This is a genomic window from Chitinophaga filiformis (genome assembly GCF_021646545.1).
GTDB classification, from domain to species: Bacteria; Bacteroidota; Bacteroidia; order Chitinophagales; family Chitinophagaceae; genus Chitinophaga; species Chitinophaga filiformis_A.
Map to the genome: position 1 here is coordinate 197,133 of NZ_JAKIRP010000005.1, position 20,916 is coordinate 218,048.

At 48.0% G+C, this 20,916-nt stretch carries 13 protein-coding genes; 3 read left to right on the forward strand and 10 right to left on the reverse strand.

Annotation, left to right across the window (positions count from 1 at the left end):
- Positions 1-96: 96 nt before the first annotated feature.
- Together L3C95_RS15420 and L3C95_RS15425 are read right to left on the reverse strand one after the other, a co-directional pair.
- Complete coding sequence (locus L3C95_RS15420; protein WP_236388901.1) at positions 97-1,467, reverse strand: exonuclease domain-containing protein; 1,371 nt, start codon at positions 1,465-1,467, stop codon at positions 97-99.
- A gap of 166 nt (positions 1,468-1,633) precedes the next feature.
- A complete protein-coding gene (locus L3C95_RS15425) occupies positions 1,634-2,206 on the reverse strand; it encodes a DUF4142 domain-containing protein (RefSeq protein WP_236388902.1) in 573 nt (190 codons plus the stop codon).
- A gap of 303 nt (positions 2,207-2,509) precedes the next feature.
- Here L3C95_RS15425 and L3C95_RS15430 point away from each other — a divergent pair, with 303 nt between their 5' ends.
- The gene (locus L3C95_RS15430; protein ID WP_236388903.1) at positions 2,510-3,082 is read left to right on the forward strand and encodes a TetR/AcrR family transcriptional regulator; all 573 of its coding nucleotides are present in this window, start codon (positions 2,510-2,512) and stop codon (positions 3,080-3,082) included.
- A 57-nt stretch (positions 3,083-3,139) separates the two neighbouring features.
- On the forward strand, positions 3,140-4,171 hold the full coding sequence (locus tag L3C95_RS15435) for an alkene reductase (protein WP_236388904.1): 1,032 nt from the start codon (positions 3,140-3,142) through the stop codon (positions 4,169-4,171).
- A 424-nt stretch (positions 4,172-4,595) separates the two neighbouring features.
- On the opposite strand, the gene uxaC is transcribed toward L3C95_RS15435, so the two are convergent.
- The 8 genes from uxaC to L3C95_RS15475 form a co-directional block, all read right to left on the reverse strand.
- Positions 4,596-6,029, reverse strand: coding sequence for a glucuronate isomerase (gene uxaC / locus L3C95_RS15440; RefSeq protein WP_236388905.1), 1,434 nt, complete (start codon positions 6,027-6,029; stop codon positions 4,596-4,598).
- A 28-nt stretch (positions 6,030-6,057) separates the two neighbouring features.
- Entirely contained in the window at positions 6,058-7,713 is a 1,656-nt protein-coding gene (locus tag L3C95_RS15445; protein ID WP_236388906.1) for a UxaA family hydrolase, read from the reverse strand.
- A gap of 25 nt (positions 7,714-7,738) precedes the next feature.
- The gene (locus tag L3C95_RS15450) at positions 7,739-9,184 is read right to left on the reverse strand and encodes a tagaturonate reductase (RefSeq protein ID WP_236388907.1); all 1,446 of its coding nucleotides are present in this window, start codon (positions 9,182-9,184) and stop codon (positions 7,739-7,741) included.
- A 14-nt stretch (positions 9,185-9,198) separates the two neighbouring features.
- Positions 9,199-11,091 carry a DUF4350 domain-containing protein gene (locus tag L3C95_RS15455; protein WP_236388908.1) on the reverse strand — a complete coding sequence of 631 codons (1,893 nt, stop codon included), beginning with the start codon at positions 11,089-11,091 and terminating at the stop codon, positions 9,199-9,201.
- Between the two features lie 5 nt (positions 11,092-11,096).
- The gene (locus L3C95_RS15460) at positions 11,097-13,292 is read right to left on the reverse strand and encodes a glycosyl hydrolase family 28 protein (RefSeq protein WP_236388909.1); all 2,196 of its coding nucleotides are present in this window, start codon (positions 13,290-13,292) and stop codon (positions 11,097-11,099) included.
- A gap of 20 nt (positions 13,293-13,312) precedes the next feature.
- Positions 13,313-14,962, reverse strand: coding sequence for a RagB/SusD family nutrient uptake outer membrane protein (locus L3C95_RS15465; RefSeq protein ID WP_236388910.1), 1,650 nt, complete (start codon positions 14,960-14,962; stop codon positions 13,313-13,315).
- A 24-nt stretch (positions 14,963-14,986) separates the two neighbouring features.
- Positions 14,987-17,947 carry a SusC/RagA family TonB-linked outer membrane protein gene (locus tag L3C95_RS15470; RefSeq protein WP_236388911.1) on the reverse strand — a complete coding sequence of 987 codons (2,961 nt, stop codon included), beginning with the start codon at positions 17,945-17,947 and terminating at the stop codon, positions 14,987-14,989.
- A gap of 241 nt (positions 17,948-18,188) precedes the next feature.
- The gene (locus L3C95_RS15475) at positions 18,189-19,826 is read right to left on the reverse strand and encodes a glycoside hydrolase 43 family protein (RefSeq protein WP_236388912.1); all 1,638 of its coding nucleotides are present in this window, start codon (positions 19,824-19,826) and stop codon (positions 18,189-18,191) included.
- 62 nt (positions 19,827-19,888) lie between these two features.
- Between L3C95_RS15475 and L3C95_RS15480 the strand changes: the two genes are divergently transcribed.
- Entirely contained in the window at positions 19,889-20,911 is a 1,023-nt protein-coding gene (locus tag L3C95_RS15480) for a LacI family DNA-binding transcriptional regulator (protein WP_236388913.1), read from the forward strand.
- The last annotated feature ends 5 nt before the right edge of the window (positions 20,912-20,916 follow it).

The window sequence follows — 20,916 nt, forward strand, 5'->3', positions numbered from 1 at the left end:
CCTCATTCACAGGCTGTTGACAAGGAAATCAACAAGCAGTTATGCATTCAGGTTCGCAAAAATACTTTAGCTTGAGGGAATTATTACTGATAATCTCTAAGAAAACTTTACAAGCTCCTGCACATTGTTGCCGGCATGTGCGTGGATGAGGTTCAGAATATATTCATTTTCAGGGTACTGTGTCAGCCATTCCTTTACTGCATGTTCTTCTGTAATGGCTGTATCGCGGGGAATATAGCCCATTCCGTAGAAGCGGCCCTTCTCCATCAGTATACAGCTTTGTTCCTGTGCATCACGGCCGTTGCCCATGATCACAAAAGAGGGTTGTTGTTGCTGCATGTGATTGATGGCGGCTTTTACCCGCAGGTTATATGTTTCAGGCCCTTCTTTCTTTTCGCAGGCGCCCCGGCAGGTATGGTCGGGAATGGGCGAACAGGCGCCGTTCCCTTTCTGGAGGAAGCATAACCGCGGACAAAGATCAAACTCTCTGATCAGGCCCCGTAACATCTGATGTCCCTGGACGAGCAGTGGAAATGCATGTAATGGCATGGTATACTTCCTCCGTTTCTCTATAGCCAGGCGGAGATACCCCTGCTGGTCTTCGAAACAGTAGAAGCCATACTTAAATTCTATGTGCTTTTGTGAGTAGTTGTATATAGGCCACAACCGTTTGATCTCCACGCTTTCCAGTATGTGGGCCATGAGTTCCGTACCGGTTACCTCATGTGAAACACCATAAATATTACGCAGGAATTCCTGGCGTTTGCGACTGGCGCTGTTGCCGGTAAAATGGCTGTTCACCCGCTTCCGGATGTTCTTTGCCTTACCCACGTACACCACTTTTCCTTTCTGGTCATGGAAGTAATAAACGCCCGGACTGCCTGGTAATGCAGTCACCTGCTCCGGCGGCAGGTTAGGCGGCAGGAACTGTTCCTTGGAATGTGCGCTCAGTGCATGGGCGATGGCATTGTTCACGTCCTGCCGTTGCAGCAGGGCGAAAAGCTTCACCGTTGCCGAGGCATCGCCACTGGCGCGGTGACGCTGGGTTACTGCTATCTGCAATGACTTACAGAGATTACCCAGGCTGTACGACGGCAGTCCCGGTACGATCTTTCGCCCGAGCCTTACTGTGCATAGTTTTTTACTGCGCAGCTGGTAACCGGCCTTTGCCAGGTGATATTGCAAAAAGGAATAATCGAAATTGACGTTGTGGGCAACGAAAATCTTATCGTGTATAAGGGCATATATATCGCCCGCCACCTCCTCGAAAGCAGGTGCGCTGGCTACCATATCATCTGTGATACCTGTCAGGGATTGGATATACCTTGGGATGGGCACACCCGGATTGATCAGCGTTTCATACTGCTGTACTACTTCCAGGCCGTTATAAATAAAAATGGCTATCTCGGTAATACCATTTGCGCTGGCATGGCCTCCCGTGGTTTCTATATCAACTATTGCGTACATAACTCTCCACTCAGCGAACAAATATAAACACAAGTTCGTACCTGGAGAATTATATATTTCAACAAAAGAGTTGTTAGCCACCAGGAGCGACATTCCCGAACTCAACAATCTCAACTCATCACCCGGGAGACTAACAACTACTTAGTTTAACATTAATGCCGCAGCGTTATTTATTCTTCATAGCTGCCTGGATCGCCTTGGCTGAGTCCTGATGAGCTCTCAGTGTCGGCAATGTATTGGCTGCCCATGTTTTCAGATCAGGATCGGTCAGGTTGTTCGCTGCCTTGTCAAATTTGTCCACGTCTTCATTATGATCATCCACCATCATATCCATATAGTGTTTGTCAAAATCTTTTCCGGACATCTTGCTCATTTTCTCGATGTGATCTCTGGCATCTCCGGATATACTGTCCGGCAAAGCAATATTTTTGCTCTGTGCCAGTCCTTTCAGTTCATCTCCTGCTTTGGAGTGATCACGCACCATCATAGCGGCGAAATCCTTAACCCGCTGACTTGTTGCTTTCTCCTGTGCCAGTTTACCAGCCTGCACTTCCATCATCCCCCCATTGGCAGCTTCTATTGCAAAGTCAGAGGATTCTTTGTCCACAGGTGCAGTTTCTTTATTTACTTCCTGTGCACTATCTACTGCGTCTTCATGTTTGGCAGTGTTACTTCCTCCACAAGCCTGTAACATCCAGGCGGCCAGCAAAGTAGCGGCAAAAAAAGTGAGCTTTTTCATTTGTACCCTTTTTGGTTTAACAATTTTAGATGTAATCAGTAATAACGTGTGTTACAGTTTACGTCTGTTATTTGGCAAAAAGAGTACCATGCCAGCCTGCGGACGGGGCAGCCAGCGAACAAATCCGCGGAAAGGTCTACCCCTGCTTACTTTGGCAAATGCGACCTGTACCATAATGATAATCAATACTTATATAAGAAATTTGTAGATCAATCTCCCCGTCCTGTCCTTAGGAAATACAATTCCGGAACATTCGTTCTAAAATAATTTGGAACATTCATTCTGAAATTCTAATTTTGTGTCATGGCACGGAATAAAGCATTCGATCCTGAGGAAAGGCTGCAAAAAGCAAGGGATCTCTTCTGGGAGAAGGGATACAATGCTACGTCTATGCAGGACCTTGTGGACAGTATGCAACTGAACCGGGCCAGTATATATGATACTTACGGCGACAAATACGCTCTCTTCCAGCAGTGCCTGCAGAACTACGCGAAAGAGAAACTATTTGATTATAAACAATGCTGTGATAAGGTGTCGCCCATGACAGCAATTGAAAGTATCGTACGAAGAGCCGTAACGAACAAGAAAGAGGGTAAAACCTGCCTGATGGTCAAAACATCCTTCGAACTGGCTTCTATGGATGCTGGCATTAAAATGATCGTTCAGGAACAGGCCAAAGCGAGCATCAGCGTTTTACAGGAATTATTGGAGAAAGCCAAACAAGCGAATGAGATCCCGGCAGAGAAAGACCCTGCCACACTGGCCCAGTTCCTTTACGCCAGCTTCAGCTCCCTCTGGATGATGGACGTTCTTTTTGGTGATAGAGAGATGTTGGAACGTATGGCAGACCATATATTGGATAGCATCAGGCATTGATATTTTTTTACCTTTTTTTGGAACAATCATTCTGGAATTATTAACCAAACGACAGGCATGTATCCAACACTATTATCATCCACTACTATAGGCAATTACGCCATATCCAACAAGGTAGTTATGGCGCCTACCTTGAGTAAGACGCACGTTCCTGCGGGCATTCCGAACGACGTGATGGTGACCTATTATAGCCAGCGGGCCAAAGCTGGCCTGATCATAGCAGAGGGGACCGGTCCTGCGGAAAACGGTATGGGCAGGGCACACATGCCCGGCATTTACACTAAGGACCAGATAGCGGGATGGAAAAAAGTTACAAAGGCAGTTCATGAGAACGGAGGCCGGATCTTCCTGCAGATCATGCATACAGGGCGCATATCGCACCCGGCAAATATGCCTGGAAAGGCAGAGGTGATTGCTCCTTCAGCAGTTACCGCCAAAGGACAGATATGGACAGAGCAACATGGATGGCAACCATATGCCACTCCAAGAGCGATGACAACTTCAGAAGTACAGAAGATGGTGCAGCAATATGTGAAGGCAGCATCCCAGGCCATCGAAGCAGGGTTTGACGGGGTAGAGCTACACGCAGCGCATGGCTACCTGATGGACCAGTTCCTGCATCCTGACACCAATCAGCGTACAGATAAGTATGGCGGCAGCATTCCAAACAGGATACGCTTCATACTGGAAACAGTAGCGGCCGTGAGCCACACTATTGGTAAACACCGCACCGGTATCCGCCTGTCGCCTTACAGCCAGTTAAATGATCTGCAGCATCATGATGAGATCGACGCGACTTACGAATACCTGGTGGATGCGCTGGATACTTATGGTTTATCCTACATCCATCTGCTGACAGAACCTTCTACGCCGGCTACCTTAATAGCAGGTATCCGCTCAAGGTTCAATGGTACGCTCATCCTGAACGGTGACTACGATGCGATACGTGCGGAACAGACAGTGTTGAACGGATTGGCAGACCTCATCGCTTTCGAAAATCCATGTGTTTCTTCTCCCCTCTCCGGAAAGTTTGAAATGACTTCCAGTGAGCCGCTTAAAAAACCCAATTACGCTTGCGCGAATTGTTAATCATAAATCTGAGAGTTGTTTAGTTGTTTACACTTCCGTAGCGGAAGAGCTGTTACGGAAGTGGTTCTTTCAGGTAAGGCATCAGGGTACTAAAGTGTAGGATATAAAATACGATTAGCTTTTATCAATCACTTGAAAGACATTAAATAGGTAAATAGAACTTAGGCTGGGAAAGCAATTCTCAAATAGTGCCGGCAGTATAAAATGGGCTGAATCTGTTTTTTAGAATAATATCAGACGTAAACAGATTGGATTTCAAAAAAAACAGCTTAGCCATAATTAGAATATAACAGATCAGGCCCATTTTATACTGCCCGGATTTCTATGAATGTGACAGGTCCTACGCGTTGAACACACCGTACGCATTACATTTCCCGGGGTTGAAACCCCGCGCTACAAACATAGCACCCCTACAGGGTGCTGGTTACCGGCTAACGCCAGCTTCAATACCTAACTCTTTCCAATTAAAATATTGTTGTGCGTTATAGTAGCAGATGTCTTTTACAACTTTACCGATCCACTCAATATCGTTAGGCAGTTCTCCGTTTTCCACCTCCTGCCCCAGTAACTCACAGACAATCCTCCTGAAATATTCATGACGAGGATAAGATAAAAAGCTGCGGGAATCTGTCAGCATACCTACAAAACGGCTTAGCAATCCCATATTGGATAAGGCATTCAGCTGTTTGATCATACCATCCTTCTGATCCAGGAACCACCATGCAGAGCCGAATTGTACTTTACCTGCAATAGATCCGTCATTAAAGTTACCGATCATAGTGGCCAGCAGTTCATTGTCGGCCGGATTGAGATTATAGAGGATCGTCCGGGCCAGTTTATCCTGGCTGTCCAGGCGGTCCAGGAACTTGGCTAATGCTCTTGCCTGTGAAAAATCGCCGATAGAATCCCAACCGGTATCCGGTCCTAATAAGCGCATCATACGGGAGTTATTGTTGCGTAATGCGCCCAGGTGATATTGCTGTACCCAACCTTTTTCCCAGTCCCATTCCGCCAGCTGTAACAGCAGTGCAGACTTGATCTGTCTTGCTTCCTGCAGGCTGAGTCTATTACCACCTCTTACCTTTTTGAAAATAGCATGGATATCCTTCTCCTGGAAATCTTCGGCGTATATCTCTTCAATACCATGATCAGATACAGAACAGCCTTGTGATGCAAAGAAATCGTGCCGGTTCTTCAATGCATCCAGCAAGTCGGTGTACGTAGCAATGGTGATGCCGGAAGTTTCTTCCAGGCGTTGCAGGTATTGATTGTATTTTTCAGGGTCATCTACATTCATGGATTGATCAGGCCGGAAAGCAGGCAGAATAGGTATTTCAAAACCATCCTGTCTTAACTGCTGATGATGCTCCAGCGTGTCTGCCGGGTCATCTGTTGTACACACCAACGCGACATTCATTTTACGCAGCAGATTACGTGTGCTGTAAGCGCTGGTTGCCAGCTGTGCGCTGGCATTGTAATAAATATCTGCCGCTGAAGCAGGATTCAGCACATCATGAATATCGAAGTAACGTTGCAGTTCCAGGTGTGTCCAGTGATACAACGGATTACGCAAGGTGTAGGGCACGGTCTCCGCCCATTTCTCAAACTTCTCAAAGTCTGACCTGTTGCCCGTGCAATAGCTCTCAGGCACGCCATTGGTACGCATTGCCCTCCATTTATAGTGATCACCATAGAGCCATGCCTGGGTCAGATTGCCAAAGCCAGTATCCGCTGCTATCTGCGCGGGTGGCAGGTGGCAATGGTAGTCTATCACAGGCATCTCTTTCGCATAGTCGTGGTACAAACGTTTCGCAGTATTATTACTCAGGAGAAAATGTTCATCCAGGAACTTCTTCATTGTTGACATTAATTAATAGTTAGTAAGATTACAGTGACACACCTCTTTTCCAGGGAATGAAATCATCCTGTCCGTTGATAACGGACCTGGCTTTTGTAATTCCACTGGCCACATCGATCACGTAATTCAGAATGCGTTCACCAGCTTCCGGAATGGACTCTTCTCCATCGATGATAGTGCCTGTATTGATATCGATTATATCGGGCATACGCTCATAGAGCTTTGTATTGCTGGACAGCTTGATAACGGGTGTGACAGGATTGCCGGTTGGTGTACCCAGACCTGTTGTGAATAATACAATAGTAGCCCCTGACCCTACTTCAGCTGTTGTTGATTCCACATCGTTACCGGGTGTACAAAGCAGATTGAGACCAGGTTTACTCACCTTCTCGGGATAATCAAGTACCGCGGCTACGGGAGAAGTACCGCCCTTCTTAGCGGCTCCTGCCGACTTAATAGCGTCTGTGATCAGACCATCTTTGATATTGCCAGGCGATGGGTTCATATCAAAACCGGAACCTGCTTCTTCTGCCCGGCGCTGATAAGTACGCATCAGTTCTATAAAACGTAATGCATCTTTTTCGTCTGCACAGCGGTCGCTCAACTCCTGCTCTACACCGCATAACTCAGGGAATTCGGACAATATCACCGAACCACCCAGGGCTACCAGCAGGTCGGAAGTATAGCCAATAGCCGGATTGGCAGAAATACCTGAGAAACCATCAGAACCGCCGCATTCCAGTCCTATACATAGTTTCGACAGTGGAGCAGGCTGACGGGTGATCTTATTGGCCTGGATCAATCCTGCCATGGTCTGCTTTACAGCCGCAGTGATCAAAGCCTGCTCAGTGCCTGTCTGTTGCTGATCCAATATGTATAAGGGTTTGCTGAACTGAGGGGACCTTTTTCTGATCTCCTCTTCCAGCATAGAAATCTGTGCATTCTGGCATCCCAGGCTTAATACAGTAGCGCCGGCAACATTCGCATGGGTGATATATCCGGCCAGCAGACCGCAAAGTGTCTGCGCATCCTGCCTGATACCGCCACAACCGCCTTCATGCGTAAGGAACTTGATACCATCTACGTTCTCAAAGAGGCGGGGTTGCTGCATAGCGCCGTCTTCTTCTGTATACACTGTTTGCAGTATACCGTTAGCGTCTGCCCCCTGTTTGTATTTCTCCGCCAGTTTGCGGGCAAAGGCCGCATATTTCTTCGGACGGCCATATCCCAGTTCTTCTACCAGTGTTTCTCTTAATACTTCCACATTCCTGTTCTCACAAAACACCATCGGTATCACCAACCAGTAATTACCCGTACCCACACCACCATCTGCCCGGTGATAACCCATAAATGTGCGTTGCTGCCATTTGGAAATATCCGGTATATGCCAGGAGGTCCTTCTTGCCGGCGCCAGCTGGAAATCGCTGGCAGCATGCTGCACGTTACTTACCGCTATTTTAGCACCTGCTGGCAATGCCTGTTTTGCACGGCCTACAAGTACGCCATACATTGTTATGGCGTCTCCCGCATTGAGCGCTGTTTCCGTAAATTTGTGCTTTGCCGGTATATCTTCCGTTACTGTATATACCTGGCCGTTTTCCTGTACACTGTCTCCTTTTTTCAGGTCAGTAAGTGCCACAACCACATTATCATGCGGATGTACTTTTAACACTTTCCGTTTCATCCCCGTCGTCATATCTGTTTTTATTTTAAGCAATCGTTGTTTCTTCTGATACTCTCCTGATAAGTGAAACTGCGCCCTCATTGAGCAATGCGCCCAGCATCACCGTCACTGCGTGTGCGAAACCTGTCAAGACTGTCAGGTCTGTACCCCACAAAGCGGCATCCTTCAATACTGTCTGTACCAGCACTGCAGGTTCCAGCCGCTGCCATTTCTCTTTAAAATATCCCGCGTGATCGTCCGTTGCATTGCCATCACGCATAAACAGCAGGTAAGCGGCAAAGCCAAGTGCCATCAATGCAGGTACTTCTTCGTAACGCTGGTAATGGCGTTGTAATACCGGTATCACGCGCATCTTCATCTTCGAAGTATACTGCATGGTGATGCTTAACCAGCGGTGTTCTATGTATGGATTTCTGAAACGGTCCAGTACACTTCCCGCGAAGCGCAATGCCGCGTCTTCGCGGATGGCCACATCTGTAATAGCCGGTACTATCTCATGTTTCATCAGCGCGGATATACAGCTTTCCATCGCGGCATCTTCCATGGCATCCTTTACTGTATCAAAGCCGGCTAAAGCCGCCAGGCCACAGGATAGCGTATGTGTACCGTTCAGCAAGCGTAATTTCAGTTCGCGGAATACGTTGATGTCAGGCGCTAACACTACACTGCCGTCAGTTTGATAGAATGCCAGCTTCTTCCTGACGGTTTCATTGTCTGTCTCTATTGCCCACAAGGCATAAGGCTCAGACATGATCATCAGTTTATCTTCATAACCCAGCTGTTGTTCAACAGCAGCATGTGCCGCCGCCGGTAAGGCACCAGGCACGATACGGTCTACCAGGGAATTGCAAATATGATTAGCAGCAGTTAACCATTGCATAAACAGCTCGCCCAGCTGATTACGCCTGGCCAGTTCCAACAGTATATTTTTCAGTTTAGTGCCATTGTCGGGGATCAGTTCCGTAGGAATGATGATCATGCCTTTATCCGGATCGCCCTTGAAATGCTGATAGCGGCGTAAGAGAAATGCCAGCAGCTTACCGGGAAAAGAAGCAGGTGGAGCAGCATGTACATCATCATCTGATAAAGTAATGCCTACTTCCGTAGTATTGGAGATCACTATTTCCATGTCCGGAGAAGCAGCGCAGGCGAGTATACCTTCCCATTCTGCAGCGGCAGACAATACCCTGCTGATGGAGGCGTTGACAATATATTCCTCTACCCTGCGGCCCTGCATAATGCCCTGTATACAATGCGTGTACAGGTTGTCCTGTTGCTGATAGGCGTCTGTATTGCCTTTGTCTGTAGACTTGATCATTACAATACGCCCATTGAAAATGCCTGCTTTATTGGCCTTATCAATAAAATAATCTGGCAGACCTCTCAACAGTACTCCGGTACCGAATTGCAGCACCTTTTCGGGCAGCACCCGACGCTCTTCGCCGTTCAATAACTGTTTGTTCAATTGCATATGCCTCGTTTACATTATTTACGCACTACCTGTTTGAACAGCCATTCAGTAAGGTCAACAGCTGCCTGGTAGTTTTCAAAAGATGCCGGTAAGCGGCGTCCGTCAAGATATTCGTTATAGAACCATGGATCGCCTACGGCGAATACTGTTCCTTTACCAACTTTAGATACCGCCATCACTACATCCCCCTTATCGGTGTATACGGCTTTTGCAGGTTGTGCCGTCGCGATGGTAGAGATCTCCTTGATGTAGATCTTCTTTGTATGCGGGAATACTTCATTGCCCGCGGGCAGGAATAAAGCGCCCTGCTCAAACTGTTTGCCTTCTACATGGTTACGGCTGTCTTCCTTGAAAGTGATGCCGAAACGGCCCGTCAGCTTATTGAAGGTTTTGATCTCGGAATTACCGGCGTCATTCTGCAGGATAACCAATACGCCTCCTTTCTTCACCCAGTTGTATATTTCTTCGGCATGAGCATCTGTCATATAATTCGGCTGCGTAGTTTCTTTCTGGGTATCCGGATCAACGATGAGAAAAATATCAGTCTTCGCCAGCGTGGCAGCAGTAGGTGCTGCTGACAATGTCTTTGTTGTGGCCCCTCTGTTATGGAAGATGTGGCCCCAGAGAGAATAACCACCATTGTCCATTTCATTCCATACATAGTGCCAGGACTCCGGCTGCCCGGCAGCGCTTTTCCTGAATTCGTTGTTGAAATAATTGTCGATAGTTACCGTTACTCCTTTCCCTGTTTTAGGAATAGCCGCCTGCTCCATCTCATTTGATGCCAGCATATAGGCCCCTACTCCTTTGGGATCGTTCACTATTACTTTCTCACTGAGATAATAAGCATAACTGCCGTCACGATAAGGATCACCACCCAATCCGGCTACACTCACGGTACCTTCCAGGTTCACGCCGCCTTCGGGTGCAGGTCTTACAAATTGTTTTGTCAGCCCTTTATAACCTTTATCAGCTACAGCGCTGTAACTGGCGGGGAGATATCCCAGGCGCACGCCTTTAGCCAGTGCATATACGAACATGCAGGAGGCGGATGCTTCAAGATAATTCCCCTTCTCCTTCGCTTTATCCAGCACCTGCCACCAGCAACCGCTGGCAGGGTCCTGGTATTTTTTAACAGCTGCTGCCATTCTGTTCAGGATCTGTATCAGGCTGTCTTTGCCTGGATGTCCCTGCGGGAAATATTCCAGCGCATCTACCAATGCCATTCCATACCAACCCATGGCGCGGCCCCAGAAATTGGGTGAACGACCAGTGGTCTTATCGGCCCATTTTTGCTGACGCGATTCATCATAACCATGATACAACAACCCTGTTCTGGCATCACGGGAATGCACTTCCATCAACACGAACTGACGCGTAATATCTTTGAACGCCGCTTCATCATGAAAGAGCGCTGCGTATTCTGCATAGAAAGGCTCTGCCATGTACAAACCATCCAGCCACATCTGGTAAGGATAGCGTTTCTTATGCCAGAAGCCGCCTTCGTTTGTACGCGGATGTTTATCCAGCTGCGCCTTCAGTTTGTCGGCTGCCAGTTTATATTTCTCCTCATTGGTCACTTTATACAGCAACAACAAGGAGCGGCCATTTTTGATATGATCGATGTTGTAATCTTCCGCCTTATAAGTACGGATGGTACCATCCTTTTCGAGATAGTGATCCATACCAGTCTGGATGAAACGGAAATACTTACCATCTCCTGTATTCTTCCATAATCCTGTAAATCCTTCCAGTACCACACCCTGATCATATGTCCAGTGTGCGGGTCTTCCTGCCAACTGCAAGGAGTCTCCCCATATCCGGATCATCGTTTCAGCCATCTTTGCAGATTGGGCAAAAGCGAATGCAGGCAGGAGGAGCAAAAGGGTATTCAATAGTTTTTTCATGCCGTTTATCGTTTTGTAATATCAAGTTTCACCTGTTTGCTGTCCTGTACATTGATCTTACCGCTGTCTTTCGTAACAAGCGTGACATTGGTCAGACTGATATTGCTACCCGCAATACAATCGCCCGCTGCCTTCGCCTTGATAGTAATATCTTTCAGGTGGATGTCGCTGATGGGCATTTCCGGTAGTCCGCGGATGAAGATCGCTTTCTCTGCCCCATGACATACCACATTGCTGATATGAAAATCCCTGAACTGTGGTGTTGCCTCTGTAACCGGGAACAGCTGCACCTTCGGCGCTTCCCGTTTTTCGCCCGACAATGGCACAGGGTCTTTCGCCATGTAGTACATGTCAAACAGGATCGCCTCGGCCGGAATATCCTTCATGTTGATATTATTCACATAGATCTTCTCTACGATACCTCCGCGACCGCGGGTGGTTTTAAAACGCAGTCCGATATCCGTACCCAGGAAAGAGCAATTTGATACAAACAGGTTGCGCGCACCGCCCGACATTTCACTGCCTATTACAAAACCGCCGTGTGCATGATATACGGTGCAATTATTAACGATCACATCTTCTGTAGCCACACCCCGTTTACGCCCCTGTTCATCCCTGCCGGATTTGATACAGATACCATCGTCGCCCACATCAAAAGTGCAACCTTCAATGCGGGAATAACGGCAGGACTCAAGATCCAGTCCGTCGCCATTCTGCGCATACCATGGATTCTTCGCATATACATTACGTAAAGTGATATGTTCGGTCAGCAACGGATGGATACACCATGCCGGAGAATTCTGGAATGTAACGCCCTCCAGCAGCACATACTTACAGGAGGTGATGCTGATCATGTTCGGGCGAAGGAAGTCTTTGATATCGTCATAGTCAGCAGCTGTCTTACCCGGCGCTATTACGCCGGCCAGTTTGGTGTGAGAACCCTTGAATGATTTCGCTGAAGGATACCAGGTCTTTTTATCCTCTCCCTCTATACCTCCGGAAGCCAGCAGTTTAGTCCACTGAGATTCCGTCAGCTTGTCTTTCTTCACAATACGCCAGGCATCTCCACCGCCATCCAGGATACCACTACCAGTGATGGCAATATTTTCTGCATTCACGGCGGATACAGGCGCCTGGCAACGCATGGCCTTCAGGCCCTCGTAAGTGGTTTCCACCAGCGGGTACTGGTCAAAATCTGTCGTGAACTGTAAGATGGCATTAGGCGCCAGGTACAGGTTCACATTGCTCTTCAGCACAACAGGTCCTGTCAGCCATAACCCCGGAGGCACCATCACTACACCGCCGCCTTTGTTGTTGCAGGCAGTGATGGCATCGTTGATACTTTTGCTGTTCAGCGTAATGCCATCGGCCTTTGCACCAAAAGCAACGATGTTCAGTGTATCTCTTCTGAAATGCGGCTCATAGATCTCCGGCAGCTCAAAACGGTACTTTCCTTCAAAAACGGTCTGCTCCAGGTATTTTTCCAGTCCGATATGTTTCTCTTTGATCTCCCTGGCTACCAACCCTGCTACCAGGGTGGCGCCATAGGTATTGAAATGAGTATTGTCGGTAACGCCATTGGGTAATGTGGTATAATGTCCCGGCCCGGTGGTTTTGAACAGTTTCTCAGAGCCCTGTACACCGTGCTGTACCAGCAGTGCTTCACTGCTCTTATGCAGGTCTATGAGAGGTACTTTATTGCTGGCCGCCACTTCTCTTACTACGCGGGGGTAATCGCCATGCTGGTCTGCAAAGGCCCCTTTCTCATCAAACTTCCGGCGTTGTACCGGGGTAATGAGGATAGGATTAGCCCCTTTTGCACGTGCTTCCCTTACAAAGCGGAGCAGGTTGTCCTTGTATTCGCCATCCGGAGCCGCAAAACGCTTCGGATCATCCTTTTTGGAATCATTATGCCCAAACTGAATAATAAGCCAGTCTCCAGGCTTTAATTGCGCTAAAACACTATCCCAGCGATGCTCATTAATGAAGCTTTTGGTACTGCGCCCGTTGACGGCATAGTTCTTTACGGTCACCCCTTTCTGCAAAAAGAGCGGGAACAGCTGTCCCCATCCCCTTTCGGGATTATCCTCCAGGGGCTTGTTCGCCATTGTGGAATCACCAATCATAAACACGCGTGGCGGATCGTCTGTCGCTATCCAACTGATCAACGGAAAAAGCAGCGCCAATAGATACAACTTCATGAGCTTTCGGTTTAATAGTATTACTGATAGTTCGGATTTTGAGTGAACTCACTCTTGTTCGTCACCGCATCGATCTGGTCCTGCGGGATGGGACGAACGCTATGGAATGACTGAAAATTCTTAGCCGCATCAGGGTTGTGCGCGGAGATCTGGGAGCTCAGCTTACCGGTACGTTTCAAATCAAACCAGCGGAGCTGTTCGCCTGCCAGTTCACGGGCCCTTTCAGCCAGGATGAAATCAATGGTCATGTCTGCATCTGTCACCCGCATTTCTGCTTCGTGGCCGGGAATGATGGAACGTTCGCGCAGTCTGGTAATATATTCAGCCGCTTTAGCCTTGTTGCCCAGGTTAATCTGTGCTTCAGCAGCGATCAGGTACACCTCGCCCAGACGGATAATATAGGCATCACGGGCACTTTGTTCTTCATCCTTGCCACCGCGGGTAGCATCTTCAAATTTCTTCAGGGAAATATAATGGGTACGGTCAGAACCGCCCTCTCCCGGAAGATAAGAAGTATTCCTGTCATACACACGATATGGTTTACCGGCAGTGTCCGCAGGAGCAACAACGTATTTCGTGCATACCACTGCACTGTCTCCCAGTTTCATACCTCTGCGTCCTGTTGCCGGATTATTACAATACCATACGGTTTTGAAGCTGGCATCAAAGCGTGCATCCGCCTTTTCATTAAAGAGCTCCAGCAGGTACAATGTAGGCATATACCTGTTGAAAGGACGGCCATTGGTAACATCGCGCTGCATACCCGGCAGGTCATCATATTTCATCGTAAACATCAGGTGGCCGTTGTTAGCGCCACGCGAATGCCCGTTAGGATATAAAGTAGCGTCCAGTCTGTCGTTAAACACCAGGTTCTTCATATAGTTAACGGCCCATACGATCTCTTTGTTCTGCAGGTTGTCCATGCGCCAGAGATCTGCGTATTTAGCCTGCAGTGCAAATCCATAATTATTGATCACTGAATCAGCCAGCGCTGCAGCTCTGTCATTCTGGCCACGGGTGAGGTACATACGGGCCAGGAATGCCATTGCTGCCGGTTTGGTAGCGCGGCCATAATCGCTGGTAGTACGTGGCAGGTTGGCCGCTGCCATTTCCAGGTCGCGGAAGATCTGTGCATAAAACGTATCTACCGGCGTACGGTTGGCAGTTGTTTGCACACCGTTTGTTTCTGTCAGCGTAAAGTGAACACCGCCCCAGGTTTCCACAACATGCCAGTAATAGAAAGCCCGGAGGAAACGCAGTTCTGCCTCACGGATCACTTTTCTTTCTTCCGTAAATCCGGCATTACCAACCCTGGCTATACCCGTGTTACAAAGGTTGATAGCTGAATACAGCTGCCTCCACAATCCGCCCATCACACTATTGCTTGCCTGCAGATTGATGTATTGTGTAAGATCAGGGTATTTATCGCCGGTACCGCTGGTCCATAAGTCAGTACCCATTTCAGAAATGCTGTACCCCTCTTCTTTTCCGTACCACCAGCGGTTGTAGGAATAGGCAGCATTTACCAGTGTTTCAAAGCCCTCAGGTGTACTGAACACCTGGTCGACAGTGAGACCGGAAGGATTGTACTCTTCCAGCTGTTTGTTGCAGGCGGCCAGCAGACCGGCGCCCAACAGTATGATGATAAACAGATTTATATAACGTTTCATGGTTTGTCAGGTTAATTGAATAAATCAGAATTCTACATTCAGACCGGCCACATACATCTTCGTGAGCGGATTGCTCAGGTCACCGCCTCTCTCCGGATCGTAATCTTTTACTTTACTGAAGGTGAACAGGTTCTTACCTGTTACATAGATGCGCAGATTACTCATATGCATGGTCTTTAACGCGCCGGCAGGCAGTGTATACCCCAGTGAGATGTTGCGGATCTTCACGAAAGAACCATCTTTATATCCCAGTGTTTTGATATAAGGCGTACCGTCTTTTGACACACTTGCATTCGGACGCGGATATTCGTTGCTTTCACGCTCCGGTGTCCAGTAGTTCAGCGGCGCGCTGTTCTCCAGTCCCTGCGGGTCAAACTTGGCCGCATATTCTGAATTGATCCATTGCCCGATACGTGCAAACACGTATACGTTCAGGTCAAAATTCCTGAAACGGATATCGTTATTGAATCCACCACTCCAGGTAGGCACCTGTTTACCAACTACAATACGGTCGTTGGAATTCAGTACGCCATTATTGTCCTGGTCGCGTACTTTAATATCGCCCGGTTTGTTTTTGTATTTCGCAGCAGCATCTGCTTCTTTCGTTTGCCAGATACCGATCTTCTCATAGTCGAAGAACACTTTAACTGGCTGCCCGATGAACCAGCTGTTAGCCACATCATTTGTGTTGGCATCAGCCAGTGCCACAATCTCTTCCTTATTCTTTGAGAAAGTGATGTTGGATGTCCAGCTGAATCCATTCATTCTTACATTGGTAGTATTGATACCCAGTTCGATACCCCTGTTCCTCGTTTTACCTATATTCTGGATCACAGAACTAACGCCGGAAGAACTAGGCAGCGTACGCTGCAACAACAGGTCTTTTGTATGTGTATCGTAGTAGTCGATGGTGGCATTGATCCTGCCATTCAGGAAACTCATATCCAGTCCGACGTCAGTAGTGGAGGACAGCTCCCATTTGAGGAACCTGTTACCGATCTGGCTACCGATACCATATCCCAGTGCGGAGTTGGTGTCATCATAAGAGAATGGGATCTTGCTCAGATAACTGGCGGTTGCATAAGGCGGCACCGCGTCATTACCGGCAATACCATAACTGGCACGCAGTTTCAGATCGCTGAAGATATGCTGATCACGCATGAAAGCTTCGTCAGAGATACGCCATGCTCCGGCTACAGATGGGAAGAATGCCCATTTGTTGCCCGGCGCCAGTTTGGAAGATCCATCGGAGCGCCCTGTCAATGACAGGAGATATTTTCCTTTATAGCTATAGTTGATACGGCCGGTAAAGGAGATCAGTTTGTTGGCCATATAGCTGGAACGGATCGCAATACCGCTTACGCTGTTCTGCAATGCATAGTATAGTTGTGAAGGGAGCAATTGTCCTTCACCCTGCAGGAAACTGGAATCCCGTTGATCGGAGAGTATACTGGCCACGCCGGTCACACCGAAGGAATGATCGCCGATGGTATGCTGATAGTTCAGCACATTCTCCCAGCTAAGGAAACGTCTGCTGCCACTATTGAGCTGTGAGCGGGAAGCAGAAGCGGTAGCACGGTCGATCGTATTTTTGGCAGCATAGATACCCGTACGGGAGTTATCCAGTGTAACACCGAAGTTGGAGCGTAGCGACAGGCCTTTTAAAGGTGTCAACTCCACATAAGTGTTCACGAAGGTACGGGTCACCCGGCCATTGTTCTGATATGCATTGGGTTGTTCATCCGCCAGTGGGCTGATCATCGTGCCGCCGTTAGGAAATATGACCAGCTTACCTTCCTGATCATAGGGAACACCGAGCGGTATGATCTTGTTACCCTGATTCAGCGGATCACGGCGATTGTTCTGGTTGTAGTAGGTAACCTGGCTTTGCATGCCCACTTTCAGATAATCGTTAATCGTCTGATCGAGGTTCAGACGCGCGGAATATCTTTTCAGATGATCGAGTTTGAAAAGCCCTTTTTCTTCGAAATAATCCAGCGAGAGATAGATCTTCGTTTTGTCGGAACCACCAGACACACCTACCTGGTAGTCCTGCTGCAGACCATCATTGATCAGGAGGTCTGCATAGTTTGTCCAGAGGTTATTCTGGATAGCATTCACTTCCGATGCATTAAAGATCAGGGGATCGTCTGCTTCCGTCTTCCAGCGCCCCGTGGTACGGTTTGCTTCGCGTTTCAGTGCCACGTATTCCGGACCGGTAGACATGGCAGGGTAACCTGCAACCTGCGACAAACCCGCATATGTATTGACAGTCACACGTGGTTTGCCACTGGCGCCTCTTTTAGTTGTAACAATGATAACGCCGTTGGCGCCTCTGGAACCATAGATAGCCGTAGAGGAAGCATCTTTGAGTACTTCCATGGACTGAATATCGTTCGGGTTAATGTCCTGGATGTTCTCATACTGCACACCGTCTACAATGTAGAGCGGTCCGTTATCTGCACGGATAGAGCGGTTACCTCTCACGGTCACATTAACTTTGGCACCGGAAGCACCACTGCTTTTGGTAATATCCACACCGGGCAGTTTACCCTGTACAGATTCCATTACATTTGTGGAAGGGATTTTCTTCAACTGTTCTCCCTTCACAGAAGTAACAGCACCGGTGAGGTCACGTTTCTTTACTTCGCCGTAACCCACTACCACCACTTCGTCGAGTTGTTTGTTATCCTTTTCAAGTTTCACAATAATGTTGCTGCTACCGTTAATGTTTTGTGTGTATGCCTGGTATCCCAGATAACTGAATACCAATACGCCTGTTCTGGCATCGGGAACGGTAAGGGAAAATGCGCCGGTGGCATCTGTCTGCACACCTGTTGTGGTACCTTTCAATTGTATGTTCACCATTACGAGCGGCTCACCTGTTGCTGCATCGGTGACACGCCCTTTTATAATCTGGCTCTGTGCAAATGCCATTCCGGCAACGCCCAGCAACAGCCAGTACATCAATAACAGTTTTTTCATAACGTAATGTTGTATATATGTCTCTAAATTTGAGTTCTGTTAATCCGCAACGGAATACTATTGCTACAGTGGCAATACAAAGCAGTACTGGTTTGTATCGGATCCTTCTACCGATATCCCCGAAACAATTCTACAGCTATATTCATTAATTCGGAAAGGTTTGCTGGTATTTATTTACGCAAACGTTTGCGGACTATATGTGTTTTAGTGACTGACATATACAACTACAATTTTATGCCTGCTAATGTGCAGCGGTGATCCGGAACCAGTCAAAATCGGCAAATCCGGAATCGTTGATCTGTGTAGCGCGGGTACAGAAGATGCCCACTTTGGCGCCAATCCATCTGCCAGGTTGTGCAGTAAATGGTTTACCTGCAGGAATGAATTGCTGACCGTCCAGACTATAGCTAAACTGGCAAACAGCACCCTTGCCCACCTGTACACGGAACCAGCAGGTACTGTCTTTTACGGTGGTCAGTACTTCCTGCTCTTCTGCTGTTCCTTTATCAGCATGCAGACAGGACGCATAAACTACCTGTAAGGTATTCCCCTTCTTAACAAGTGAGATGCCGGCATAGTCCGTACCCATGATGATCAATCCTGTACGTTCACCTTCCAGCGAAGGATTAGGCGTGAATGTTAATTTGGTAGTAGCAGTGAAACTATCCGCAGGAAATTTCTGTAAGAGCAGATTCGGTACTTCCCAGTAATTCCGGCAGGAATCAGGCATCCTGGCGGAGAACAGGCGTAAAACGCCCCGGGCAGGGAAAGGCATCATCCAGGTAGACACTGGGTTTGCCTGCCACTGCCATTGCAGTCCTAATGATTGTCCGTTGAACTCATCCGACTCCTGTGGCGTCATAGCTTTAATTCCCGGCAAAGGTTTCCGGTAGGTCATCACCGGTTCTCCTTTCCCATCTTTGTCGGGATCATTGCCGATCACCGGCCAGTTGTTCACCCATTGCATAGGTTGCAGGTGTACCACACGACCATAAGCACCTTTATCCTGGAAATGCAGGAACCAGCTGGCACCGGAAGGCATATCCACCCAGGCGCCCTGGTGCGGACCGTTAATAGTGCTCTTTCCCTGATCCATCACGATCTTCTCCTCATAGGGACCATAAATGTTTTTCGACCGCAATACCAGCTGCCAGCCGGTGCTTACACCTCCTGCAGGTGCAAATATGTAATAGAAGCCATTCCGCTTGTACAATTTCGGCCCTTCCAGCGTTGGATGTGCGCCATGACCATCAAATACCAGCACACCTTCATCTGTTACTGCCGTTCCGGCTGCATTCATCCTGTTCAGCGTTAATATGCTTTTGATGCCGGCTCTGCTACCGGCCCACGCATGCACGAGGTACACTTTTCCATCGTCATCCCACAGCGGACAAGGATCTATCAACCCCTTCCCTGCTTTTACCATCACGGGGTCCGACCATGGTCCTGTTGCATTCTTTGCTTTGATCATATAGATACCAAAGTCAGGATCAGGGTAATAAATATAAAATTCTCCATTGTGATAACGGATAGAAGGCGCCCATACGCCATTGCCATGCCTTACCTTACTGAAATGCTCAAAAGGTGGTTGTCTCTGCAGCGCATATCCTGTCAGCTCCCAGTTCACCAGGTCTTTCGAATGCAGTATAGGCAGCCCAGGTACAGCATTAAAGCTGGAGGCTACAAGATAAAAATCGTTCCCTGCCCGGCAGGCATCAGGATCAGAATAATCAGCATTAATAACAGGATTTTTATAGGAGCCATTTCCCAGGTCAGGCACCCAGGACTGTGACAGCTGCTGCCCGTAAATAGTGGAAAAACAGGTTAATCCGGCTGCTAAAAATATCAGCGCTTTCTTCATCTGTGAGGCGTTTTTCATACGTGTTAGAATGACACCAATATAGTATAAAATAAATTATAAGTATATTTACTCATTACGTTATGAAATTCGAAGCTGCTACTATAAAAGATATCGCCATTGCGCTGGGGTTGTCCACCTCTACTGTGTCCCGTGCCCTGCGGGATAGCCACGAGATCAGTATTGCCACTAAACAGCTGGTCCTTGAATATGCCACCAGGATCAATTACCATCCCAATCCCATCGCTCTAAGCCTGAAAGAAAAGCGCAGCCGCTCCATAGGGGTCATTGTTGCCGAAATTGCCAACAGTTTCTTCTCACAGGCTATTAACGGTATTGAATCCGTTGCGAAAGACAAAGGCTATAATGTAATGATCTCGCAGACGCACGAGTCGTTCGACAAGGAAGTGATGACACTGCAATACCTGGCATCCCGCTCTATAGACGGACTGCTCATCTCAGTATCCAGCGGTACAGAGAATCTGGACCATCTGAAAGCTTTACACGAAAGAGGCTTTCCGATCGTGTTCTTTGACCGTATTGTGGAAGAGATACAGACCCATAAGGTGATGGTGGATAATTTCAGGGGCGCTTACGATGCTACACTGCACCTGATCAATAAAGGGTACAAACATATTGCGGTTATTGCAGGTCCTGAGAACCTGTCTATCAGCCGCGAGCGCATTGCCGGGTACAGGGAAGCGCTGGCGCATACAAGAGTAAAGCCAGGCAAGGCACTGATCAAATACAGCCGTTACGCCGGACTGCAACTACAGGAAGTAGAACAGGCCGTGAGTCAGCTGTTAAAACTGCGCCCACGGCCTGATGCTATTTTTACGGCGTCAGACAAACTGACCACCAATTGTATGCGTGTGTTAAAAAGCAAGGGTATCCGTATTCCTCAGGATATTGCCCTTGTTGGCTTCTCCAATTCAGACCTGATAGAACTGCTGCACCCACCGCTGACCGTAGTCAGACAACCGGCCTTTGAGATGGGACAGATCGCTACCAGCCTTTTATTACAGTTGATAGAGAGCAAAAAACCTGTAAAGGACTTCGAACGAAAAATACTCAACACAAGCCTCATTGTGCAGTCTTCTTCCTGATGCTG